This is a genomic window from Blastococcus sp. SYSU DS0533, assembly GCF_054050775.1.
On sequence record NZ_JBJGZZ010000003.1, the window covers coordinates 170,555 to 194,402 of the forward strand.

21 protein-coding genes are annotated in these 23,848 nt (G+C 75.0%); 16 read left to right on the plus strand and 5 right to left on the minus strand.

The window, feature by feature from the left end; genetic code table 11:
• The 6 genes from rpmF to smc all read left to right on the plus strand — a co-directional run bounded on the left by rpmF (position 1) and on the right by smc (position 6,134).
• Positions 1-180, plus strand: coding sequence for a 50S ribosomal protein L32 (gene rpmF, locus ACI79W_RS05690; RefSeq protein WP_456561099.1), 180 nt, complete (start codon positions 1-3; stop codon positions 178-180).
• Positions 181-194: 14 nt separating this feature from the next.
• Positions 195-974, plus strand: coding sequence for a ribonuclease III (gene rnc, locus ACI79W_RS05695; protein ID WP_456561100.1), 780 nt, complete (start codon positions 195-197; stop codon positions 972-974).
• 4 nt (positions 975-978) lie between these two features.
• The gene (gene mutM, locus ACI79W_RS05700; RefSeq protein ID WP_456561101.1) at positions 979-1,881 is read left to right on the plus strand and encodes a bifunctional DNA-formamidopyrimidine glycosylase/DNA-(apurinic or apyrimidinic site) lyase; all 903 of its coding nucleotides are present in this window, start codon (positions 979-981) and stop codon (positions 1,879-1,881) included.
• Positions 1,878-2,147: an acylphosphatase gene (locus ACI79W_RS05705; protein ID WP_456561102.1), complete on the plus strand. Its 270-nt coding sequence runs from the start codon at positions 1,878-1,880 to the stop codon at positions 2,145-2,147. The genes mutM and ACI79W_RS05705 overlap by 4 nt, the downstream gene beginning before the upstream one ends.
• 149 nt (positions 2,148-2,296) lie before the next feature.
• Entirely contained in the window at positions 2,297-2,488 is a 192-nt protein-coding gene (locus ACI79W_RS05710) for a hypothetical protein (protein WP_091933638.1), read from the plus strand.
• 79 nt (positions 2,489-2,567) lie between these two features.
• Complete coding sequence (smc, locus tag ACI79W_RS05715; protein WP_456561103.1) at positions 2,568-6,134, plus strand: chromosome segregation protein SMC; 3,567 nt, start codon at positions 2,568-2,570, stop codon at positions 6,132-6,134.
• 73 nt (positions 6,135-6,207) lie between these two features.
• Here the strand turns inward: smc and ACI79W_RS05720 are convergent, their stop codons facing one another.
• Entirely contained in the window at positions 6,208-7,008 is an 801-nt protein-coding gene (locus tag ACI79W_RS05720) for an endonuclease/exonuclease/phosphatase family protein (RefSeq protein ID WP_456561104.1), read from the minus strand.
• Between the two features lie 12 nt (positions 7,009-7,020).
• A complete protein-coding gene (locus ACI79W_RS05725; protein WP_456561105.1) occupies positions 7,021-8,694 on the minus strand; it encodes an alkaline phosphatase D family protein in 1,674 nt (557 codons plus the stop codon).
• An 86-nt stretch (positions 8,695-8,780) separates the two neighbouring features.
• Here ACI79W_RS05725 and ftsY point away from each other — a divergent pair, with 86 nt between their 5' ends.
• From ftsY to ACI79W_RS05760, 7 genes are all read left to right on the plus strand, one after another.
• Positions 8,781-10,001: a signal recognition particle-docking protein FtsY gene (gene ftsY, locus ACI79W_RS05730; RefSeq protein WP_456561106.1), complete on the plus strand. Its 1,221-nt coding sequence runs from the start codon at positions 8,781-8,783 to the stop codon at positions 9,999-10,001.
• A 223-nt stretch (positions 10,002-10,224) separates the two neighbouring features.
• Positions 10,225-11,559 carry an ammonium transporter gene (locus ACI79W_RS05735; protein ID WP_456561107.1) on the plus strand — a complete coding sequence of 445 codons (1,335 nt, stop codon included), beginning with the start codon at positions 10,225-10,227 and terminating at the stop codon, positions 11,557-11,559.
• On the plus strand, positions 11,556-11,894 hold the full coding sequence (locus tag ACI79W_RS05740; protein ID WP_026856120.1) for a P-II family nitrogen regulator: 339 nt from the start codon (positions 11,556-11,558) through the stop codon (positions 11,892-11,894). Before ACI79W_RS05735 ends, ACI79W_RS05740 begins: the two co-directional genes overlap by 4 nt.
• 97 nt (positions 11,895-11,991) lie before the next feature.
• A complete protein-coding gene (locus tag ACI79W_RS05745) occupies positions 11,992-14,364 on the plus strand; it encodes a [protein-PII] uridylyltransferase (protein ID WP_456561108.1) in 2,373 nt (790 codons plus the stop codon).
• A gap of 83 nt (positions 14,365-14,447) precedes the next feature.
• Positions 14,448-14,639 (plus strand): hypothetical protein, encoded by a 192-nt coding sequence (locus tag ACI79W_RS05750; RefSeq protein ID WP_456561109.1) that lies wholly within the window; start codon positions 14,448-14,450, stop codon positions 14,637-14,639.
• Positions 14,640-14,765: 126 nt separating this feature from the next.
• Positions 14,766-16,340: a signal recognition particle protein gene (ffh, locus tag ACI79W_RS05755; RefSeq protein WP_456561110.1), complete on the plus strand. Its 1,575-nt coding sequence runs from the start codon at positions 14,766-14,768 to the stop codon at positions 16,338-16,340.
• Positions 16,337-17,422: an amidohydrolase family protein gene (locus tag ACI79W_RS05760; protein ID WP_456561111.1), complete on the plus strand. Its 1,086-nt coding sequence runs from the start codon at positions 16,337-16,339 to the stop codon at positions 17,420-17,422. The genes ffh and ACI79W_RS05760 overlap by 4 nt, the downstream gene beginning before the upstream one ends.
• 15 nt (positions 17,423-17,437) lie before the next feature.
• On the opposite strand, the gene ACI79W_RS05765 is transcribed toward ACI79W_RS05760, so the two are convergent.
• Complete coding sequence (locus ACI79W_RS05765) at positions 17,438-18,961, minus strand: LCP family protein (protein ID WP_456561112.1); 1,524 nt, start codon at positions 18,959-18,961, stop codon at positions 17,438-17,440.
• Between the two features lie 138 nt (positions 18,962-19,099).
• Here ACI79W_RS05765 and ACI79W_RS05770 point away from each other — a divergent pair, with 138 nt between their 5' ends.
• Entirely contained in the window at positions 19,100-19,270 is a 171-nt protein-coding gene (locus ACI79W_RS05770) for a hypothetical protein (RefSeq protein ID WP_456561113.1), read from the plus strand.
• A gap of 57 nt (positions 19,271-19,327) precedes the next feature.
• On the opposite strand, the gene ACI79W_RS05775 is transcribed toward ACI79W_RS05770, so the two are convergent.
• Both ACI79W_RS05775 and ACI79W_RS05780 read right to left on the minus strand, forming a co-directional pair.
• Complete coding sequence (locus tag ACI79W_RS05775; RefSeq protein ID WP_456561114.1) at positions 19,328-20,575, minus strand: ATP-binding protein; 1,248 nt, start codon at positions 20,573-20,575, stop codon at positions 19,328-19,330.
• Entirely contained in the window at positions 20,572-21,252 is a 681-nt protein-coding gene (locus ACI79W_RS05780; RefSeq protein ID WP_456561115.1) for a response regulator transcription factor, read from the minus strand. Before ACI79W_RS05780 ends, ACI79W_RS05775 begins: the two co-directional genes overlap by 4 nt.
• Before the next feature lie 119 nt (positions 21,253-21,371).
• Between ACI79W_RS05780 and ACI79W_RS05785 the strand changes: the two genes are divergently transcribed.
• The gene (locus ACI79W_RS05785; protein WP_456561116.1) at positions 21,372-21,908 is read left to right on the plus strand and encodes a hypothetical protein; all 537 of its coding nucleotides are present in this window, start codon (positions 21,372-21,374) and stop codon (positions 21,906-21,908) included.
• Positions 21,909-21,965: 57 nt separating this feature from the next.
• Positions 21,966-23,714, plus strand: coding sequence for a proline--tRNA ligase (locus tag ACI79W_RS05790; RefSeq protein ID WP_456561117.1), 1,749 nt, complete (start codon positions 21,966-21,968; stop codon positions 23,712-23,714).
• Positions 23,715-23,848: the final 134 nt, after the last annotated feature.

Consider the following 23,848-nt stretch of genomic DNA (forward strand, 5'->3'; position numbering starts at 1 on the left):
GTGGCCGTTCCGAAGCGGAAGATGTCGCGGGCCAACACCCGCATGCGCCGGTCGCAGTGGAAGGCCAGCGCGCCGACCCTGTCGCCGTGCCCGAACCGCGCCTGCGGCGAGCTCAAGCCCCCGCACCAGGCGTGCCCGACCTGCGGGCAGTACGACGGCCGCCAGGTCCTGTCGGTCTGACCTCCCGCACCGCCATGGGGACGTCGGCCGCCGCTCCGCACCCTGACCGGGGTGCCGCGGACGGTCGCGTCCCCGCGGCGCCCCCGGGTGGGCCGGAGCACGCCGAGCGGGCCGCCACCTGGTTGTTCGACGCGCTCGGCGTCGCGCTGCCGGGTGGGCTGCTGCCGCTGGCGCTGACCCACCGGTCCTTCGCCTACGAGAACGGCGGCCTGCCGACCAACGAGCGGCTGGAGTTCCTCGGCGACTCGGTGCTCGGCCTCGTGGTCACCGACGAGCTCTACCGCAGCCAGCCGGACCTCCCCGAGGGCCAGCTGGCCAAGCTGCGTGCCTCCGTGGTCAACATGACGTCGCTGGCCCGCGTCGCCCGGCGCCTCGGGGACGGCGGGCTCGGCCCGCACCTGCTGCTCGGCCGTGGCGAGGAGACCACCGGCGGCCGGGACAAGGACTCGATCCTCGCCGACGCGCTCGAGGCCCTCATCGGTGCGCTGCACCTGGGCTGCGGGCTGGACACCGCCGCCGCGATCGTGCACCGGCTGTTCGACCCGCTGCTGGTCGAGGCGGCCACCCGCGGCGCCGGCCTGGACTGGAAGACCAGCCTGCAGGAGCTCGGTGCGGCCCAGGGCCTGGGTGCGCCCACCTACCAGGTGGACGACGAGGGGCCCGACCACGCCAAGACGTTCCGCGCCGAGGTGCTGCTCGCCGGGATCGTCCGCGGCACCGGCACCGGCCGCACGAAGAAGGCCGCCGAGCAGGAGGCCGCCGAGGCCGCCTGGCGCTCCCTGTCGGAGGAGTAGAGCCGTGCCCGAGCTGCCCGAGGTCGAGGTGGTGCGCCGGGGGCTGGAGCAGTGGGTGGCCGGGCGCACCGTCGCCGCCGTCGAGGTGCACCACCCGCGGGCGGTCCGCCGCCACCTCGAGGGCGCCGACCACTTCGTGCAGGCGGTAACCGGCCGCACCTTCACCGGCGCGTACCGCCGCGGGAAGTACCTCTGGCTGCCGCTGGCCGAGCCCGACGGGACGCCGTCGGGGCGGGCGCTGGTCGGGCACCTGGGCATGAGCGGTCAGCTGCTCGTCGAGAAGCCGTCCGCGCCCGACGAGACCCACCTGCGGGCCCGGTTCACCTTCACCGACCGCGGCCGCGAACTGCGCTTCGTCGACCAGCGGACCTTCGGCGGCCTGGCCGTGGAGGAGTGCGCCGGCGGCGGTGGGGAGGGTGGACCGGCAGCCGACCAGGTCCCGCCGCGGCTGGCGCACATCGCGATCGACCCGCTGGACGAGGGCTTCGACGTCGACGCGTTCAGCGCGGCGCTGCGCCGGCGCCGCACCGAGGTGAAGCGCGCCCTGCTGGACCAGACGCTCATCGGCGGGGTGGGCAACATCTACGCCGACGAGGCGCTGTGGCGGGCCCGCCTGCACGGCGCCCGCCCCACCGACCGGCTGACCCGGGCGCAGGTGGCCGACCTGCTCGACGGGGTCCGCGACGTGCTGGGGGAGGCCCTCGCGCAGGGCGGCACCTCCTTCGACTCCCTGTACGTCGACGTCAACGGGCAGAGCGGCTACTTCTCCCGCTTCCTCGCCGTCTACGGGCAGGAGGACCGGCCGTGCCCCCGCTGCGGGACGCCGATCCGCCGGGAGTCGTTCATGAACCGCTCCAGCTACAGCTGCCCCACCTGCCAGCCACGGCCGAGAGCACGCCGCACGTGACCGTCCGCGTCGAGGTGCTGGTCTCCGGCCGGGTGCAGGGCGTCGGCTACCGGTACTTCGTGCGCGAGCTCGCTCGGAGGGCCGGCCTCGCCGGCGTCGCGCGCAACCTTCCCGACGGGCGGGTCGAGGTGGTCGCCGAGGGTGCGGAGCAGGCGGTGCGCGAGCTCGTGGCCGCCCTCGACGGCCCGGACGCGCCGGGGCGGGTGACCGACGTCGACGTGCGCTCCGGACCCCCGCAGGGGCTGCGGGGCTTCACCACGGCGTGACGAAGACGACATCCCCCTGGCACGGAAGCCCTGCCCCGTCGCCGTTGACCTGCGTGTCGGGGGCTGTCACCCTGGGAACATCCAGCCCGCGCCGACCGCCCACCGGGGCGCCGGGCACACCCTCTCGCTCTCGAAAGGCCGTCACAGCCATGGCCAAGGCCCTGTTCGGTTCGGTCGTCACCCCCGTGGAACTCCGGGTAGCCGAGGAGAACGCCGCCCTGCGGGCCCGGGTGCAGCGGCTCGAGCACGAGCTCGCCGAGCTGCGTGCCCAGCGCGACGCCGCCATCGCCCACGAGCTGCTCTCGCTGGCAGGCGACACCGCCGAGCCCGCGCTCGCCTAGCTCCTCGTCGCGTCACAGGGGCACCACCGGCCCCGCAGCCCACCTGTACTGCGGGGATCCGGGCTAGAGTCCACGTCCCGTGCACCTCTCCAGCCTGACGCTCAAGGGCTTCAAGTCCTTCGCGTCCGCGACGACGCTCCGGCTGGAGCCCGGCATCACCGCCGTCGTCGGCCCCAACGGGTCGGGCAAGTCCAACGTCGTCGACGCCATCTCCTGGGTCCTCGGCGAGCAGGGCGCCAAGAGCCTGCGCGGCGGCAAGATGGAGGACGTCATCTTCGCCGGCACCGCCGGCCGCCCGGCGCTCGGCCGGGCCGAGGTGACGCTGACGATCGACAACGCCGACGGTGCCCTGCCGATCGAGTACGCCGAGGTGTCGATCACCCGCCGCATGTACCGCTCCGGCGAGAGCGAGTACGAGATCAACGGCGACAAGGTCCGGCTGCTCGACGTCCAGGAGCTGCTCAGCGACTCCGGCATCGGCCGCGAGATGCACGTCATCGTCGGGCAGGGGCAGCTCGACGCCGTCCTCTCCGGCCGCCCCGAGGACCGCCGCGCCTTCATCGAGGAGGCCGCCGGCGTCCTCAAGCACCGCAAGCGCAAGGAGAAGGCGCTGCGCAAGCTCGACGGGATGCAGGCCAACCTCGACCGGTTGGCCGACCTCACCGCCGAGCTGCGCCGCCAGCTCAAGCCGCTGGGCCGGCAGGCCGAGGTGGCCCGCCGCGCGGCGGGTGTCCAGGCCGACCTCCGCGACGCCCGCCTGCGGCTGCTCGCCGACGACCTGGTGCAGCTGCGCGACGCCCTCGACCGGGACGTCGCCGACGAGACAGCGGCCCGGCAGCGGCGCGCCGTCGTCGAGCGCGAGCTCTCCGCCGTCTCCCGGCGGGAGGGCGAGCTGGAGAGCGAGCTGGCCGCGAGCGCGCCGCGGCTGCAGGCCGCCTCGGACACCTGGTACCGGCTCTCCGCGCTGGGGGAGCGGTTCCGCAGCGTCGCCCAGCTCGCCGCCGAACGGCACCGGCACCTCTCCGCCGCGGCCCCGTCGGCCGCGACCGGGCGCGACCCCGACCAGCTCGACGCCGAGGCCGACCGGGTCGCCGCGACCGAGGCCGAGCTCGCCGCCGGGTTGGCGGTCGAGCGGGAGCGCCTCGCCGCGGTGGTGGCCGGCCGGGCGGAGCTCGAGACGGCGCTGGCCGCCGCCGAGAAGGCCTGGGTCGCCGCCGCCCGGGCGCTCGCCGACCGCCGCGAAGGCCTGGCCCGGCTCTCCGGCCAGGTCGCCGCCGCCCGGTCCCGGGTGCACGCCGGGGAGGCGGAGATCGAGCGGCTGACCGCCGCCGCCGCCGAGGCCACCGAGCGCGCCGACACCGCCGCCGAGCGGCTGGCCGACCGGCGAGGTCAGGTCGCCGACCAGGAGGACACCGACCTCGCCCTGGTCGCGGCGCACGAGGACGCCGTCGCCGCGCACGCCGCCGCGGCCCGGCGGGTGAGCGAGCTGGCCGAGGCGGAGCGCGCCGCCGAGCGCGACCGCGCCTCCTGGCAGGCCCGCCGCGACGCCCTGGCCCTCGGGCTCACCCCCGCCGACGGCGCGGCCGCGGTGCTCGGCGCCGGCCTCGCGGGCGTGCTCGGGCCGGTGACCGAGCACCTCACCGTGACCCCCGGCGACGAGGTCGCCGTGGCCGCCGCGCTGGGCGGGATGTCCGACGCCGTCGTCGTCGCCGGGGTCGCCGAGGCCGCCGCGGCGCTCCAGCACCTCACCCGCACCGACGGCGGGCGCGCCGGGCTCCTGGTGACCGCGGGCCTGCCGCCGGTGCCGCGGGACGGCTGGCCGGAGCTGCCGGACGGCGCCCGCTGGGCGCTGGACGCCGTCCGGGCCCCCGACGCGCTGCGCCCGGCGCTGGCCCGGGCTCTGGAACGGGTCGCCCTGGTGCCCGACCTGGACGCCGCCGTCGCGCTGGTGCGCACCCACCCCCGGGTCCGGGCGGTCACCGCCACCGGGGACCTCCTGGGCGCGGACTGGGCGCTGGGCGGCCAGACCGACGCCCCTTCCAACCTGGAGCTGCGCGCCCGCGTGGAGGAGGCGGCCACCGAGCTCGCGACAGCAACGGAGCGGGCGGCCGGGCTCGCCGAGGAGCTGGCCGCGGCCCGCGAGACGGCCCGCGCGCGCTCGGCCGCCGTCGACGAGGCGCTGGCCGCGCGCCAGGCCGCTGACCGGACGCGTTCCGCCGAGGCCGCGGCGCTCGCCGAGCTCGGCGCCGCGGCGCGGTCGGCCGCCTCGGAGGCCGAGCGCTCGCTGGCCGCCCGGGTGCGGGCCGAGCAGGCGCTCGAGCAGGCCCAGGGCTCGCTGACCCGGCTGGAGCAGCAGCTCGCCGAGGCCGAGGCCGCGCCGGTGGAGGACGAGCCGCCGACCGAGGAGCGCGACCGGCTGCGCGCCGAGGCGGCCGCCGCCCGGCAGGCCGAGACGGAGGCGCGCCTCGCCGTCCGCACAGCCGAGGAGCGGGCGCGCGCCCTGCAGGGGCGGGCCGAGTCGCTGCGCCGGCAGGCCCGCCAGGAGCGGGCGGCCCGCGAGCGCGCCACGGCGGCCCGGGTCGCGCGCGAGCGCGGCGCCGCGGTGGCCGACCGGGTGCGGCGGGACGCCGGGGTGGCGACCGCCGCCCTCGAACGCTCCCTGGTGCGCGCGGCCGCCGAGCGGGACGCGCTGGCGTCGTCGCGCAGCGGGGCCGAGGCCGAGCTGCTGGAGGTGCGCAGCCGGGTGCGCGCGGCCACCGCGGAGCTCGACCGGCTCACCGACGAGGTGCACCGCGACGAGGTCGCCCGCACCGAGCAGCGCTACCGCATCGAGTCGCTGGAGACCCGGGCCGCCGAGGAGTTCGGCGTCGACCTGGCCACGCTGATCGGCGAGTACGGGCCGGCCGCCGCCGTGCCGCCCTCGCCGCAGCAGGTGGCCGAGGCCGAGGCGGCGGGGGAGCCGGCACCCGACCCGGTGCCCTACGACCGCGCCGTCCAGGAACGGCGGGTGGCGCGGGCCGAGCGGGACCTCGCCACGCTCGGCAAGGTGAACCCGCTGGCGCTGGAGGAGTTCGCGGCGCTGGAGGAGCGGCACACCTTCCTCGCCACCCAGCTGGAGGACCTCAAGACCACCCGCAAGGACCTGCTCACCGTCGTCCGTGAGGTCGATAGCCGCATCCACGACGTCTTCGCCGCGGCGTTCGCCGACGTGGCGCGCGAGTTCGAGCAGGTCTTCGCCACCCTCTTCCCGGGCGGCTCGGGGCGGCTGGTGCTCACCGATCCGGAGAACATGCTGACCACCGGTGTCGAGGTGGAGGCGCGGCCGCCGGGCAAGAAGGTGAAGCGCCTGTCGCTGCTGTCGGGCGGGGAGCGGTCGCTCACCGCGGTGGCGATGCTCGTGGCGATCTTCCGTGCCCGGCCCTCGCCCTTCTACGTGCTCGACGAGGTCGAGGCGGCGCTGGACGACGTCAACCTGGGTCGGCTGCTGGTGCTGGTGGAGCAGCTCCGGTCCACCTCGCAGCTGATCATCATCACCCACCAGAAGCGGACGATGGAGATCGCCGACGCGCTGTACGGGGTGAGCATGCGCGGTGACGGCATCACCGGCGTGATCAGCCAGCGCCTGCGCGAGCTGGAAACGGCCTAGCTAGGCGTCCGCAGGCATAGGAAGCTCCCTCTGCATCTTCGCGCCCGGAATCGCACGTACAGCTCCCTGTGCCCTAGACGCCCGAGCGGACCTCGAGGTCGACGACGACCGGCAGGTGGTCCGAGGCGCCCGCGGCGTCGAGGACGTGGGCGCCGGCGACGGCGACGCCCGGGGAGACCCACACCTGGTCGATGCGCCGGTGCGGCGACCGCGCCGGGTGGGTGTGGCCGGCGTCGGACTGCCAGAACCGCCAGCCCGCCTGGTCGTCGCGGGCCCGGGCCAACCGCCAGGCGTCGGTGAACCGCTGGCGCAGCGCGTCCAGCTCCGGGGCGTCGGGGGCGGTGTTGAAGTCGCCGACCAGCACGCCGGTCTCCATCGAGTCGCTGTGCAGCGCCGCCACCGCCTCGACCTGGGCGCGGCGCTCCTGGGCCGAGCGGGTGGTGAGGTGCGTCGCGGTCACCCACAGCGCCCCGCCGTCCAGTTCCACCATGGTCCGCAGCGCGCTGCGCGGCTCCCCACCGCCGGGGAGCCGGTGGACGTCGCTGATCAGGATCGGCAGCCGCGAGAGCAGCGCGTTGCCGTACTGCCGGGGAGGTCGGTCACCCGGACGCGGCTCGTCGATAGCCGGGCCCCAGGCCAGCTGCATGTCCAGCGCCCGCGACAGCAGCAACGCCTGGTCGACGTCCTCGCTGCGCGCGCCGAAGTGCCGGTCCACCTCCTGCAGGCAGATGACGTCGGCGTCCACCGAGGCCAGCAGCTTGGCCAGCCGGGGCAGGTCGTGGCGCGCGTCGGCGCCCACGCCGTGGTGTGTGTTGAAGGTGACCAGGCGGACCGGGATCGGCGGCTGGTCCGGACCGGGGGCCGGCTTCGTCACCCCGCCACCTTCTCAGGCGTCCGACAGCGGGGCGTCGACGACCTGGGTCAGCGTGCTGGCCCCCCGCTCGCTCACCGACAGGACGAAGCGCGCCTCGCGGCCGTCCAGCACGAGCTCGCCGATCTGGTTGCCGAAGAAGGGGCCGGCCTGCTTCTCCCACTCCAGGGCGGTGGGGGCGGCCTGCACGAGCCGCGCCAGGCGCTCGGTCCACCGGCGCGCCGCCCGGCTCCAGCCGATCGTGAAACCGACGCGGACGGGGTGCGGCGCCTGGTTGTGCAGCGGGGAGACGGTGAGCTGGTGGACCCGGGCCCGGAGGTCTCCCGGACGCACCAGCTCGGCGGCGTAGGCGTGGTGGACGTCGCCGGAGAGGACCAGCGCCGTGGCGGGCGCCCGGCCGTGCTCTCCCCGCGCGACAGCCGTGAGCGCCGCGCCCAGCCGCTCGAAGGAGTGCCCGAAGGCCGACCAGTGCTCCAGGTCGGCGGCCTGGCGGATGGCCTCGGCGAGCTTGCCGCGCCAGCGGCCGTGGTGCCGCACGTTGAGCGTCTCGTTCCACCGCTCCAGGTTGTGGATCGCGTGCGGCAGCAGCCAGGGCAGCGAGGTGCCGATGATCAGGTGCTCCACGCCTTCGTCCACGGCGCGGCGCATCGCGGCCTCGACCCAGGCGAACTCCTCCTCGTCGAGCATCCGGCGGTGCTGCTCCTCCAGGACCCGGCCGGCCCGGGTGTCGACCATGATCAGCCGCGCGTCGCCCCAGTGCCGCACGAAGCTCCAGCGGATGGTCGCCGGCTCGGCGTCGGCCAGCTCGGCCATCTCGAGCAGCATCGGCCGGGCGTCCCGGGTCGGGTCGTCGGCGCCCAGGCCCTGGATCGCCTGCCAGGTCTTGTTCTCCGCCAGTTCCTGCGGGCTGAGGTTGCCCAGGTGCTGGTAGACCCAGTAGCTGACCAGGCCCCCGGTGATCCGCCCGTGCCACCAGGGCTGCCGGGAGGCCGTGGCGCGCCAGGCAGCCGAGGTGTTCCAGTCGTCGATCATCTCGTGGTCGTCGAAGATCATCGAGGACGGGATGGTGGACAGCAGCCACCGCACCCGGGGGTCCTGCCACGACTCGTAGTAGAGCCGGGTGTACTCCTCGAAGTCCGCCACCTGGTCGTCCAGGGCCGGGCGCCCGGTGCTCCGGTCGCGTCGGCGGTGCAGCAACGACCTGGTGTGCGCGCTGAGCTCGTCGGCGTACACCTGGTCGCCGAGCAGGACCAGCGCATCGGGCCACCGGTCCTCCGGCAGGCCCGCCACCAGGTCGGCGTAGAGGTCCAGGGCGTCCGGGGGGATGCCCTCGGACGTCTCGACGGTGCCCGGGCTGGCGTAGCGGCAGGAGCCGAAGGCCAGCCGGAACGCACCCGGGCCGCCCGGCGTCCGGATCCGGCTGGCCGGGAACGCCGGGTCCTCGGGCGGCCAGACCCGGACCCCGTCGAGCCGGACCTCGTAGGGCGTGGTGCTGCCGGGCTGGAGGCCCTCCACGACGACCAGCGCGTAGTGGTGGCTGCCGACGCGGAAGGTGCGGGCCCGCCGCCCGAGGACGTCGACCTCGCAGGGCCCGTCGGTCTCCACCCACACGGTCGCCGAGACGGGATCCACGTGCCGCAGGAGGGGGCCCAGGACGAGGGCGGGGGAGGGCGGGTCGGGCGACGGCATGGGCACAGCCTGGCCCATCTGCCCGCGCGTGCGGGGACCCGCCGTCCCGGAGGTGCTCTGCGGACCGGTGCTGGGAGACTCGCGGCATGGAATTCGTGCTGATCGCGATCGCGATCCTGGTCGTGGCACTGGTCCTCGGTGTCAGCCTCCTCGTCGGCCGCGGCCGGCGGACCACGCGTCTCGACGACGACGCCGCCAGCGGCACGACGCTGACCCGGCCCCGGCCGCCTGCCCCGCCGGCCGAGCAGCCGCGGCCGACGGGCGCCACCGCCTCGGGCCTGGGCCTGCAGGACCAGCCCGACGCGGTCGTCCCCGACGCCCCGCCGACGGTGGAGCTGCCCCCGGCCGAGCCCGAGCCGGGGCTGGTGTTCGACCAGCCGGCCCCCTCGGCCGGCCGGCTGGTGCGGCTGCGCTCGCGGCTGGCCCGGTCCCAGTCCTCGCTCGGCCGCGGTCTGCTCACCGTGCTGGCCCGCGAGAAGCTGACCGAGGACGACTGGGAGGAGATCGAGGAGACCCTGCTCGCCGCCGACGTCGGTGTCGCCGCGACCACCCAGATCGTGGAGCGGCTGCGCACCCAGTCGATGGTGCTGGCCACCGCCTCCGGCGCCGAGCTGCGCGAACTCCTCGTCGACAACCTCACCGCCGTCCTCGGTCCGGACCTCGACCGGTCGCTCGGCACCTCGCGGCGCGAGGGGCGGCCCGGTGTGGTGCTGGTCGTGGGCGTCAACGGCGCCGGCAAGACGACCACCGTCGGCAAGCTCGCGCGCGTGCTCGTCGGCGACGGCAAGAGCGTGATCCTGGGCGCGGCCGACACCTTCCGGGCCGCCGCCGCCGACCAGCTGGAGACCTGGGGCGAGCGGGTGGGCGTGCTCACCGTCCGCGGGCGCGAGGGCGGCGACCCGGCCGCCGTGGCTTTCGAGGCGGTGCGCACCGGCGTCGAGGCCGAGGTGGACACCGTCGTCGTCGACACCGCGGGCCGGCTGCACACCAAGTCCGGGCTCATGGACGAGCTGGGCAAGGTCAAGCGGGTCGTGGAGAAGCAGTCGCCGGTCACCGAGGTGCTGCTGGTGCTCGACGCCACCACCGGCCAGAACGGCGTCGTGCAGGCCCGCGTGTTCACCGAGGCGGTCGAGGTCACCGGCGTCGTGCTCACCAAGCTCGACGGCACAGCGAAGGGTGGGATCGTCGTCCGGGTCCAGCAGGAGCTGGGCATCCCGGTGAAGCTGATCGGCCTGGGGGAGGGCCCCGACGACCTCGCGCCGTTCGAGCCGCGGGTGTTCGCCGAGGGCCTCGTCGGCGAGGGGTGATCCCCCCGGTCGGTGGGTGAGGAAGGGCGCCCGGGCGGGCGCGCAACACGTCCGCAACGCGGGAGCGGGACACGCGGGCAGGAGTTCACGCCCGTGAAACGCGGCAGCGACGTCGCCGGAAACACGGTCCCGGCACGGTGAACACCGCGTCGCCCCTCCCGCACGGAGGGCCCGAGCCCACCGATCCGGCCGCCCGGCCGACGACCCGACACAGGAGGTTGCCGTGGTCAACACCGGCGACACCGCCTGGATCCTCACCAGCGCGGCGCTCGTGCTGCTGATGACGCCAGGCCTCGCGCTCTTCTACGGCGGCATGGTCCGCGCCAAGAGCGTGCTGAACATGATGATGATGAGCTTCGGCGCCCTGGCCCTGGTCAGCGTGCTCTGGGTGCTCTTCGGCTACTCGATCGCCTTCGGCGACAGCGTCGGTGGCAGCGGCCTCATCGGCGACCCGGCCGAGTTCCTCGGCCTCGCGGGCCTGATGGAGGACACGACGGGGGAGGCCGGGGGCCTGCCCGCCATGGCGTTCGTCGGCTTCCAGGCCGCCTTCGCCATCCTGACGGTGGCGCTGATCTCCGGGGCCATCGCCGACCGCGCCCGGTTCGGCGCCTGGATGGTCTTCGTCGGCATCTGGGCCACGATCGTCTACTTCCCGGTGGCGCACTGGGTGTTCGCCTTCGACGGCGACGACGTGATCGGCGGCTGGATCGCCAACGACCTCGCCGCCATCGACTTCGCCGGCGGCACCGCCGTCCACATCAACGCCGGTGCGGCGGGCCTGGCCCTCGCTCTGGTCCTCGGCAAGCGCCGCGGCTTCGGGCGCGACGCCATGCGCCCGCACAACCTGCCGCTGGTCATGATCGGCGCCGGGCTGCTGTGGTTCGGCTGGTTCGGCTTCAACGCGGGCTCCGCGCTCGCGGCCGACAACGCCGCCTCGGTCGTCTGGGTCAACACCCTCGTCGCCACCGGCGCGGCGATCCTCGGCTGGCTGCTGGTGGAGAAGATGCGGGACGGGCACTCCACGTCGCTGGGCGCCGCCTCCGGTGTCGTCGCCGGGCTCGTGGCGATCACGCCGGCCTGCTCCGCGGTCTCGCCGGTCGGCGCCATCATCATCGGTGCGATCGCCGGTGCGCTCTGCGCCCTGGCGGTGGGCCTGAAGTACAAGCTCGGCTACGACGACTCGCTCGACGTCGTCGGCGTCCACCTCGTCGGCGGCCTCTGGGGCACCATCGCCATCGGCTTCCTCGCCGACCCCGACGCCCCCGCCGGCGTGGAGAGCCTCTTCTTCGGCGGCAGCGTCGACCAGCTGTGGCGGCAGGTCATCGGGGCGGTGGCCGTCCTCGTCTTCTCCTTCGTCCTTACGCTGGTCATCGGGATGGCGATCCAGAAGACCATGGGCTTCCGGATCCGCGAGGAGGACGAGATCGCCGGCATCGACACCGTCGTGCACGCCGAGTCCGGGTACGACTTCGCCTCGCTGGGCGCCAGCGGTTCCACCGCCCCACTGAGCGGCCAGGCACGCGCCGAGGCCCGTAACACGGAAGGGATCCGGGCATGAAGCTGGTCACCGCGATCGTCAAGCCGTTCAAGCTGGACGACGTCAAGAACGCCCTCGAGCTGATCGGCATCGCCGGGCTCACCGTCAGCGAGGTCCAGGGCTTCGGCCGCCAGCGGGGCCACACCGAGGTCTACCGCGGCGCGGAGTACCAGGTGGACTTCGTGCCCAAGGTCCGCATCGAGGTGGTCGTCAGCGAGCTCGACGCCGCCCGGGTCGTGGACGCCGTCGTCGAGGCGGCCTCCACCGGTCAGATCGGTGACGGGAAGGTGTGGGTCACGACGATCGACGAGATCGTCCGCGTCCGCACCGGGGAGCGCGGCGACGACGCTCTCTGAGCGACCGATCCGCGGGTAGCGCATCCGTCGGCCGGGGTGGTGGGATCGCCCGCCCCCCGGCCGACGTCTTCCATCCGGGCCGTACCGAGGGGGAGTCGTGCTGGACACCGAGGCGCTGGCGGAGCTTTCCCGCGCGGAGCGGGTCGAGGCCCTGGACGCGTGGCTCGCCGGGCTGCTGGCCGACGCCGTGGGGGGCACCCCGCCGGCCCGCTCGAAGCGGGGAGGGCCGCCGCCCCGCACGGGTTCCGACGGCCTGGCCCTGGTCGCCGTCGGCAGCCTCGGCCGCCGCGAGCTGCCGCCGCACGGGGACCTGGACCTGGTCCTGGTGCACGAGGACCGGCCGGAGGTCGCCGCCGTCGCCGACGCGCTCTGGTACCCCGTCTGGGACGCCGGCCTGCGGCTGGACCACTCGGTGCGGTCGGTCGCCGAGGCGGTGGGCGTCGCCTCCACCGACGTGAAGGCCGGCCTCGGTCTGCTCGACGCGCGGCTGGTGGCCGGGGACGCCGCGCTCGCCGCCCGGCTGCGCACCGCGACGCTGGCCAGCTGGCGCCAGCACGCCGTCCGGCTGCTGCCCCAGCTGCGCGACCTGCGCCGCGACCGCGCCCGCCGGCTCGGCGAGCTCGCGTTCCTGCTCGAGCCCGACCTCAAGGAGGCCTACGGCGGCCTGCGCGAGGGCCAGGTGCTGCGCGCGGCAGCCGCCGCCCAGCTCGCCGACGAGCCCGCCGCGGAGGTCGAGCAGGCCTACGCCTTCCTGCTCGACGTGCGCGACGAGCTGCGCCGGCGGTCGGGCCGGGCGGCCGACGTCCTGGTGCGCCAGGAGCAGCGGGCGATCGCCGCGGCGCTCGGCCTGGCAGACGAGGACGCGCTGCTCCGAGAGGTCAGCCTGGCCGGACGGCGGCTGGCCTTCGTCGCCGACGAGACCTGGCGGCGGGTGGAGGCCGGGCTGGTCCGGCGTCCCCGCGGCCGCTACCGCCGGGTGCGCCGTGAGCCGCTGGCCGACGGCGTCGTCCGGCAAGGGGACGAGGTCGTCCTCGCGCGGGACGCCCGCCCCGCCGCCGACCCCGGGCTGGTGCTGCGGGCCGCGGCGGCCGCGGCGCGGGCCGACCTGCTGCTCTCGCCCTACACGCTCAAGGTGCTCGCCGTGCACAGCCCGCCGATGCCCGAGCCGTGGCCCGCGGAGGCCCGGTGGTCCTTCCTCCGGGTCCTGGCCAGCGGGCGCTCGGCGGTGCCCGTGCTGGAGCAGCTGGACCAGGAGGGGCTGCTGGCCCGGCTGCTGCCGGAGTGGGACCGGGTCCGCTCCCTGCCGCAGCGCCACCCCTGGCACCGGTTCACCGTCGACCGGCACCTCATCGAGGCCGCGGCGGCCGCCTCCGAGCTGACCCGCGACGTCGACCGGCCCGACCTGCTGCTGGTCGCCTCCCTGCTGCACGACATCGGCAAGGGCTGGCCCGGCGACCACAGCGTGGTGGGCGAGCCGATCGCGGCCGCGATCGGCGCGCGGATGGGTTTCACCGAGGCCGACGTCGCCACGCTGGGCACCCTGGTACGCCACCACCTGCTCCTCCCCGCGACCGCGACCCGGCGGGACATCGACGACCCCGCCACCATCGAGCGGGTGGCCGCCACCATCGGGCGCGACGCCTCGGTGCTCCAGCTGCTGCACGCGCTGGCCCAGGCCGACGGCGCCGCGACGAGCGCGTCGGCCTGGTCGCCCTGGAAAGCGCACCTGGTGGCGGCGCTGGTCGCCCGGGTGCAGGCCGAGCTCGGGGGCGCGTCGTTGGCGGCGCCCGAACCCGTGCTCCACCCGGCTCCCCGCGTGCAGGCGACGGCGGAGGTGGCGGGTCCCCCCGGTGCTGCCCGGGGCGTGACCGTCGCCATCGAGGAGGTGGCCGACGGCCAGCAGGTGACGATCGGTGCACCCGACCGGCCGGGCCTGCTCAGCACCTGCGCGGGGGTGCTCGCGCTCAACCAGCTGGACGTGCGGGCGGCGAAGATGACCGTGGCCGACGGGTACGCGACCGGTGTCTACTCGGTGCGGCCGCGGTTCGGCCGGGCACCGGTGCCCGAGATCCTCGCCGACGGCGTGCGGGCGGCGCTCGACGGCACGCTGCGGCTGGCCGAACGGCTGCGCCAGCGGGAGGCCGACTACCGCCAGGGGAACCGGTCGGCGCCGCCGCGCATCTCCTGGCACAACCACGAGGTGAGCGGGCAGGCCACCGGCATCGTCGAGGTGCGGGCCGGGGACCGGGCGGGGCTGCTCTACCGGCTGACCGCGGCGATCGCGGGTGAGGGGCTGGACGTCACGTCGGCCCGCATCGAGACCCTGGGGGCCGACGCGGTCGACTGCTTCTACGTCGCCAACCCCTCGGGCTCCCCGGTGGACCGGGAGCAGCGGGAGCGGGTGGACGCCGCGCTGATCGCGGCCACCCGTGGTCCGGCGTTGGCGGTGCGGACCGACACGCCGTCCTGAGCTACGCGGTTCTGTCGGAGGTCCGTGCGACGGTCGGGGTGGATCGGGACGGACCGGTCCCATCGGCCGAGAGGAGCCTGCTCGTGGACAGCCGCCACTGGCCCTGCCCGTCCTGCGGGGACGACCGGGACTTCGTGCAGCCGCCGTGCGTCGACGGCCACACCGAGGACGGCGGCGAGTGCCCCGAGTGGGCGTGCGCCGACTGCGGTACCGCGGTCGTGACCGGCGAGGCGGCGGGGCTGCGCACCGAGGTCCGTCCCGCGCGCGCGGCCTGAGGGCGCCTTCCGGCGCACGCTGGCTGCTGGCAGCACCCTGCGGGAGGGTCGACCGGTCCTCGCCACTCGATACGCTGGGGTGAGGTGGCGCGGCGAGCCCGTGCCCGTGACTTCTGAGGACGTGCTGTGTTCGAGACCCTTTCCGACCGCCTCGACAAGGTCTTCACCGGCCTGCGGGGCAAGGGTCGGCTCTCCGACGCCGACATCGACGCGACGGCGCGCGAGATCCGCATCGCGCTGCTCGAGGCCGACGTCGCGCTGCCGGCGGTGCGGGCCTTCATCGCCGCGATCAAGGAGCGCGCCCGGGGCGCGGAGGTCTCCCAGGCGCTGAACCCGGCGCAGCAGGTCATCAAGATCGTCAACGAGGAGCTCATCCAGATCCTCGGCGGCGAGACCCGCCGCATCCGGCTGGCCAAGACCTCGCCGACGGTCATCATGCTGGCCGGTCTGCAGGGTGCCGGTAAGACCACCCTCGCCGGCAAGCTCGGCCGCTGGCTCAAGTCGCAGGGGCACACCCCGCTGCTGGTGGCCGCCGACCTGCAGCGCCCGAACGCGGTCAACCAGCTGTCGATCGTGGCGGGGCAGGCCGGCGTCGACGTCTTCGCGCCCGAGCCGGGCAACGGCGTCGGCAACCCTGTCCAGGTGGCCCGCGACTCGATCGACCACGCCCGCCGCACCATGCACGACGTCGTCGTCGTCGACACCGCCGGCCGGCTGGGCATCGACGCGGAGCTGATGCAGCAGGCAGCCGACATCCGCGACGCCGTCCGGCCCGACGAGACGCTGTTCGTCGTCGACGCGATGATCGGTCAGGACGCGGTGACGACCGCGCAGGCATTCCAGGAGGGCGTCGGCTTCAGCGGCGTCGTCCTGACCAAGCTCGACGGCGACGCCCGCGGTGGTGCCGCCCTCTCGGTGCGGTACGTCACCGGCCAGCCGATCATGTTCGCCTCCACCGGCGAGAAGCTCACCGACTTCGACGTCTTCCACCCCGAGCGGATGGCCTCGCGCATCCTCGGGATGGGCGACGTGCTCACCCTCATCGAGCAGGCCGAGCAGGCCTTCGACGCCGACCAGGCCGAGAAGATGGCCGGCAAGCTCACCTCGCGCGAGGGCTTCACGCTCGAGGACTTCCTCGAGCAGATGATGGCGATCCGCAAGATGGGTCCCATCGCCAACCTGCTCGGCATGCTCCCGGGCGCGGGGCAGATGAAGGAGCAGCTCAAGCAGATCGACGACCGCGACCTGGACCGCACCGCGGCGATCATCCGGTCGATGACCCCGCAGGAGCGGGTCAACTCGAAGATCATCAACGCGTCGCGGCGGGTGCGCATCGCCAACGGCTCCGGAGTCAGCGTCACCGAGGTGAACCAGCTGCTGGAGCGGTTCGCCCAGGCCCAGAAGATGATGGGCCAGATGGCCGGCAGCATGGGCCTGCAGGGCATGGGCCCCATGTCGAAGAAGGCCCGCGGCCGGCAGATGCAGGCGCAGTCCAAGAAGGGCAAGGGCAAGGGGAAGAAGGGCAAGGGCGGGCCGGCGCGCCGCCCCGCCGGCGCCCCCGGCCTGCCGCCGGGTGCGGGTTTCCCGGGCGGGGCCAACCCCTTCGGTGGCGCCGGCATGCCGGGCCTGCCGCCGGGTCAGGGCCTGCCTGACCTCACCAAGCTGAACTTCGACCAGTTCAAGGACGGCAACGGGCGGTGACCGCCCCCGCCCTCCACCTGTCCGGCGTCGTGCTGCCCGAGGGCGAGCACCGCGACGTCTGGGTGCGCGACGGGCGGTTCACCTTCGAACCGGTGCCCGGCGCGGAGACGGTCAGCCGCGGCGGCTGGCTGCTGCCCGGCCTGGTCGACGCGCACTGCCACGTCGGCATAGCCCGCGGCGGCGGGCACGTCGAGGACCTCGCGCACGCCCGGATCCAGGCGCTCGTCGAGCGGGACGCCGGGGTGCTGGCGCTGCGGGACTGCGGCTCACCGGTCGACACCCGCGAGCTGGACGGCGACCCGGAGCTGCCGACGATCATCCGGGCGGGGCGGCACATCGCCCGCACCCGCCGGTACATCCCCGGTCTCGGTGTCGAGATCGAGCCGGAGGACCTGGTCGAGCAGACCCGCGTCCAGGCCCGCCGCGGCGACGGCTGGGTCAAGCTCGTGGGGGACTGGATCGACCGCTCGGTCGGCGACCTGGCGCCGGAGTGGCCGGCCGACGTCGTCGCCGCGGCCATCGCCGCGGCTCACGAGGAGGGCGCCCGGGTCACCGCGCACACCTTCGGCACCGACGCGCTGCCCGCGCTGATCGAGGCCGGCATCGACTGCATCGAGCACGGCACGGGTCTCACCGAGGAGCTCATCGCCGAGATGGCCCGCCGCGGCACGGCCGTCGTCCCCACGCTGGTCAACGTCGAGAACTTCCCCGGGTTCGCCGCGGCGGGGGAGAAGAAGTTCCCCACCTACGCCAGCACGATGCGGAGGCTCTACGCGAACTCGGGTGCCGTGGTGCGGGCCGCGTTCGAGGCGGGCGTGCCGGTGTTCGCCGGCACCGACGCCGGCGGCGGGATCGACCACGGCGTCATCGCCGACGAGATTCGCGCGCTCTGCCAGGCCGGCGTCCCGGCCGAGGCGGCGCTGGCGGCGGGCTCGTGGAAGGCGCGGGAGTGGCTGGGGCTGCGCGGGATCGAGGAGGGTGCGACGGCTGACGTCGTCGTCTACGAGACCGACCCGCGGGCCGACCTCGACGCGCTGCAGCGGCCGCAGCGGACGGTCCTGCGCGGCCGCGTCGTCGCCTGAGGGGCGTCTGCCGCCTCAGTTGATGCAGCCGGTGTCGGCGGCGGTGCGGGTGCCCTCGCCCTCGGCCGGTGCCGACGGCGGCTGCGCGGTCACGGCCTGGCCGATGCCGTTGAAATCGGCGCCCAGGACGAGCTGCACGGTGCCCGGTGTGGCGTCGTCGACCACCGTCACCACCGCACCGGGGACCACGGCGGCCAGCGCGGCGGCGAGGGCCTCGTCGCCCGCGGCGTGCCGGATCTCGGTCCGGGCGTAGTCGGAGCTGTCGGCGTTGCCCGTCGATGCCACGGGGAAGCCGCCGGCCTCCAGCTCCGCCTGCGCGTCGGCCGCCAGGCCGCTGGTGCCGGAGCCGTTGAAGACCGCCACCGGGACGTCGGCGGGGTCCGCGGCCTCCGGCGGCGGGGCGTCCTCGGTAGGGGCCTCCTCCGGCTCGGCCGACAGCTCAGCGAAGAAGCGCTCCAGGGTCGCCTCGTCCTCGAGCCGGACGATCGACTTGTCGCCCTCCCGGTCGACCCCGAGGTTGGGCACGGTCTGGAACTCGATGCTGCCCGTGGTCACCGACTGCATCTGCTCGGCGAGCTGCAGCAGGTTCAGGTCCTCGTCCACCGTGAGCGACTCCGCGGCGGCCTGCACCAGCTCGCGTTGCTTGCCGAGGTCGAGCAGCACGTCCTCGGAGAGCATCTTGCGGAGCACGCCGGCGATGAAGACCTGCTGGCGGACGATGCGGTCGAAGTCGCCGCGGCCGTCGGGGCCGAAGTTGTGCCGCTGCCGGACGAACTTCAGCGCGTCGGCGCCGCTGATCGTCTGCGGGCCGGCCGGGAAGTAGGCGCCGGACCACTCGCGGTCGTCGACGGCGTTGCAGAGGTTGACCTCGACGCCTCCCACGACGCTGGACAGCTCGAAGAAGCCCAGCAGGTCCACCTCGGCGTAGTGGTCGATCTGCAGCCCGGTGAGCCGGCTGATCGTCTGCACCAGCAGCTGCGCCCCGGCAGCCTCCCGCGCGGTCTCGCCCTCGGCGTCGGCGTTGGTGTAGCCGTAGGCGTACGCGGCGTTGAGCTTGTCCTCGCCGTAGCCGGGGATCTCCACCCAGCTGTCGCGTGGGAACGACACGAAGGAGGCGCGCGACCCGTCGGCCGGCACGTGCACCAGGATGATCGTGTCGGTGTTGATGCCCGAGTCGGTGCCGGCGTTGAGCTCGGCCAGCTGCTCCTCGGTCAGGTTGCTGCGGCTGTCGTTGCCGACCAGCAGCAGGTTCATCGCCTCGCCGTCGCCGTCGTTGCCCTCGGCGGGGATGGCGTCGGTGCGGTTCACCGTCGCGTCGGCGACCTGCCCGAGGTACCAGCCCCAGCCCGAGCCGGCGAGCAGCAGCACCGAGAGCAGCCCGGCGACGACCCGGCTGCCGACCACGAGGCGGCGGCGGCCCTCCCGCTCGCGCAGCCCGGCGGCGCTCGACCCGGTCCGGGCCCGCGGGCGCCCGCCGGCGCGCGGGTCGAGGCGCGGGGGGAGCGGCCGAGCGCCCTGCTGGTCCTGGTCTCGGCCCACTGGTTCCTCGCTCACGCCGATCGGCCCCGCGGCGGGGGTGTGGATGCGCCTCTGACCGGCCCGATCGTAGCGAGGCCGAGCAGGTCGCCGTGCGGCTGCGACATGCCGTCCGGGGGCGGGCGCTGGTTCACTCGGACCATGGTCACCCCGATCCCGGAGCCCGATCGCCCGCTCGACCCGAGCGAGCCCGTACCGGACGACCCGGGCGAGCTGCTGCCCGACACCCCCGACACGCTGCCGCCCGCGCCGGTCGAGCCCTCGCCCGACGACCCCGGCGGCGACCCTGGCGGGGTGCCCGAACCCGCCTGATCGCGCGGGCGGGCAGCGTGCCCGCCGGCGGGTGGAGTCCGTGAGCGGGGCGCCTGATCAGGTGGGCGGGCCCAGTTCCACCGTCACGCGTGTCCCGGCCGAGGACGAGGAGACGTGCAGCCGGCCGCGGGAGGCCTCGGCCGTCCGCCGGGCGATGTCCAGGCCGAGCCCGGTGGAGCCGCCGCCGCTCCGACCGCGCCGGAGTGCCGTGGCATCCAGTCCCGGCCCGCCGTCGGCGACCGTGACCAGGGCGCCGCCGCCGTCCCGCGGCCGGACCTCCACGGTGACGGGGGTGCCGTCGGGCGTGTGCTGGAAGACGTTGCCGAGCAGCGCGTCGACGGCGGCGGCGAGGTCGTCGGCGGGCGCCCGCACCGGCAGGGCCTCGGAAGGCGCGGTGAACCCGAGGAGCCGCCCCTCGTCCTCGGCGAGCGCCGACCAGAAGGCGATCCGGTCGGTGACCACCGCGGAGGCGTCGCAGCCGGTTCCGAGGCCCTCCCGCAGCGGGCGGCGGGCCTCGGCGATCACCGCGTCCACGGCGCGGCTGAGCGCGTCGACGTCGTCCCGGATCCGGGCGCGCTCGGCCGGGGGGAGCCCCTCGGCGTCCAGCCGCAGGGCGGTCAACGGCGTGCGCAGCCGGTGCGCCAGGTCGGCCGCGGCCTCCCGCTCGGCCACCAGGAGCTCACCGATCCGGGCGGCCAGCCGGTTGACCGCCTCGCCCACCTCCCGCACCTCGGGTGGGCCGGCAGGGGTGGCGCGCGCCGCCAGTTCGCCGCTGCCGAGCCGGTGCGCCGTGGCAGCGAGGTCGGTCACGGGGCGGGTGAGCGAGCGGGCCAGCCGGTCCGCGACCACCAGGGCCAGCAGCAGGAGGACGATGCCCAGCCCGGTCAGCACCGCCCACGTGCGGGCGACGCCCGCCCGCAGTTGCTCCGCCGGGACCAGCACCTCGATGACCGCCGTCCCCTCGGGGCGGTCCACCGGCTGGACGAGGCGTGTCCCCTCGGCGGACTCCTCGACCACCGGGCTGACCGGCGGGGTGGTCGTGGTGCCGGGCTCGCCCAGCCAGGTCGTCCCGTCGGTCCAGAGCACTCCCACGCGCGTCCCGCCGGTGAGGCCTCCCAGGTCGGCGGCGACCCGGTCCCGGTCCTCCAGACCGACGGACGGCAGCAGGAACTGCAGTTGCGCCTGACCCGCGTCGAGGGCGCGTGCCTCGGCCACGCGGGCGACCAGCGAGGCGGCGGGGAGGAGGAAGGCGAGCAGCACCACCGAGGTCGTCGCCGCCACCAGCAGGGTGATGCGGCCCCTCACGGCTCTGGCTCGGTCAGGCGGACGCCCACGCCGCGGACGGTCTGCACCATCCGGGCGCCCTCTCCGCCCAGCTTGCGGCGCAGCCACGACAGGTGGACGTCGACGGTCTTGTCCGAGCCGCCGTAGGGGAGCTGCCACACCTCCGACAGCAGCTCCCGCTTCGGGACCACCGCGCCGGCCCGCGCGGCCAGGTACGCCAGCAGGTCGAACTCCTTGGGGGCGAGCTCGATCGCCCGGCCGGCGTAGCTGACCCGGCGGCCGCGCGGGTCGACCGTCAGGTCGCCGACGGTGAGCTCGGTCCCGCCGCTGCCCGCGGCGCCGCTCCTGCGCAGGACCGCCCGGATCCGCGCGTCGAGCTGCTCGGCGCTGAACGGCTTGCGGACGTAGTCGTCCGCGCCGGCGTCGAGGACCCGCACGATGCTCCCGTCGTCGTCCCGGGCCGTCGCGACGATCACCGGGACGGACGACACCGCACGGAGCATGCGCAGCAGCTCGCCACCGTCGAGGTCGGGGAGGCCCAGGTCGAGCACGACGAGGTCGGGTCGCCCCTCGACGGCCTGGCGCAGCCCCTCCAGCGCGGTGCCGGCCGAGCTGACGGCGTGCCCGCGGTCGCGCAGGGCCCGGATCAGCGCCGAGCGGATGCGCTCGTCGTCCTCGACGACCAGGAGCTGGGCCACGCCGCGGACGCTAGCGTCCCCGCCGTCCCCACGAGTGGGAACGATGCCGTTCCTTGACGTCGTCTTGGGGTGGCCTTAACCCGCCCCGCCGGAGGCTCTGCGCCATGACACGAACCAGCATGAGACGACCGGTCCTCCTCGGTGCCGCCTGGACCGCCTCTGCGGCGGCGGCGATCGGCCTGGGCTTCCTCGCGGTGTCGCTGGTGGACGCCTCGGCGTCGCCGGGGACGTCGCCCGTCGCGGCCACCACGTCGTCGCCGGCGGCACCGGTGCCCACGGCAACCGCCCCGGACGGGTCCGTGTCCGGCTTGCCGGTGCCCGCCGCGTCGCCGACCGGTGAGTACGCGACCGCCGGTGGCACCGTGTTCGCGGACTGCACCAGCGGCTCACCCGTCCTCGCCGGTGTTCCCGCGACCGGCTGGTGGGTGGACCCCTCCGACGACATCGGGAAGATGGAGTTCGAGAACGACGACGACGACATCGACGTGCACGTCGCGTGCATCGACGGCGCGCCGCGGTTCGCCCTCGACGACTCGGTGTTCCGGTCGTCCTCGTCGTCCTCGTCGTCCCCGTCGTCCTCGGGCCCGGCGAGCCCCAGGTCCGGGTGGGACGACTCCGACGGGCGGATCGGCGGTGGCCACGGCGCCGACGACTAGAGAGGTTCACCAGGCCCGGCGCGGGACGGTCCCCGCCGGGCCTGGGAGACTTCTGCCGTGCTGCTGCGGATGTCGACCCTGTTCCTGCGGACCCTTCGGGACGACCCGGCCGACGCCGAGGTCGCCAGCCACCGCCTGCTCGCGCGGGCCGGCTACATCCGGCGGGCCGCCCCCGGCGGGTTCACCTGGTTGCCCCTGGGGTTCCGCGTCTTCCGCAACGTCGAGCGCATCATCCGCGAGGAGATGGACGCGATGGGCGCGCAGGAGGTGCACTTCCCCTCGCTGCTGCCCAAGGAGCCCTACGAGGCCACCGGCCGCTGGACCGAGTACGGCGACAACCTCTTCCGGCTGAAGGACCGCCGTGGCGTCGACCACCTGCTCGGCCCCACGCACGAGGAGATGTTCACGCTCCTGGTGAAGGACCTGTACTCGTCGTACAAGGACCTGCCGCTCTCGCTGTACCAGATCCAGACCAAGTTCCGGGACGAGGCGCGTCCCCGGGCCGGCCTGCTGCGCGGGCGCGAGTTCACCATGAAGGACAGCTACTCCTTCGACGTCGACGACGCCGGGCTGGACACGAGCTACGCCGCGCACCGCGACGCCTACATCAGGATCTTCGACCGCCTGGGTCTGGAGTACGCCATCGTCTCGGCGATGTCCGGCGCCATGGGCGGCTCCAAGAGCGAGGAGTTCCTGCACCCGACGGCGATCGGTGAGGACACCTTCGTGCGCTCGCCCGGCGGCTACGCGGCCAACGTGGAGGCCGTCACCACCGTCGTCCCCGACGAGATCCCGCTCGAGGGCCTGCCCGAGGCGCACGTCGAGGACACCCCCGACACCCCGACCATCGACTCGCTGGTCGCCGTCGCCCAGCAGATGTTCCCCGACGCCGGCTACACCGCCGCCTCCACGCTGAAGAACGTCGTCGTCACCCTGGTGCACCCCGACGGCACCCGGGAGCCGCTGGTCATCGGGCTGCCCGGCAACCGGGAGGTCGACGCCAAGCGGCTGGAGGCGCAGGTCGCTCCCGCGGAGGTCGAGCCGTTCACCGAGTTCGAGAAGCACCCCGCGCTGGTGAAGGGCTACATCGGCCCGCAGGTGCTCGGCAGCGGGAGCGAGTCGGGCATCCGCTTCCTGGTCGACCCGCGCGTGGTCAGCGGCAGCCGGTGGATCACCGGCGCCAACGCCCCGGGCAAGCACGTCTTCGACCTGGTGGCCGGCCGCGACTTCACCTGGGACGGCGTCATCGAGGCCGCCGAGGTGCTGGCCGGCGACCCCGCGCCCGACGGCTCCGGCCCCCTGGAGCTGGCTCGCGGCGTGGAGATGGGCCACATCTTCCAGCTGGGCCGCAAGTACGCCGAGGCGCTGGACCTCAAGGTGCTCGACGAGAACGGCAAGCTCGTCACCGTCACCATGGGCTCCTACGGCATCGGCGTCTCCCGCGCGGTCGCGGCCATCGCCGAGTCCACGCACGACGAGCTGGGGCTGGTCTGGCCCCGCGAGGTCGCCCCGGCCGACGTGCACGTCGTCGCCACGGGCAAGGACGCCGCGATCTTCACCGCGGCCGAGTCGCTGGCGCAGGAGCTCGTGCGGCAGGGGCTCACCGTGCTGTACGACGACCGGCCGAAGGTCTCACCCGGCGTGAAGTTCAAGGACGCCGAGCTGCTCGGCATGCCCACCATCGTCACCGTCGGCCGCGGCCTGGCCGAGGGCGTCCTGGAGCTCCGCGACCGCGCCACCGGCGAGCGCGAGGAGGTCCCCGTGGCCCACGCCGCGTCCCGGGTGCTGGCCGCCGTCCGCAGCTGACTCCCCGCCACGATCAGGACCTGATCGTGGCGCGTCCTCCCTCACGATGCGCGGTGAGGGAGGACGCGCTGCGGTGGGGAGGACGCCGGCCGGCGGCTGTGGCCGGGGGGCCTCACCCGGGCGCACCCGGCTGC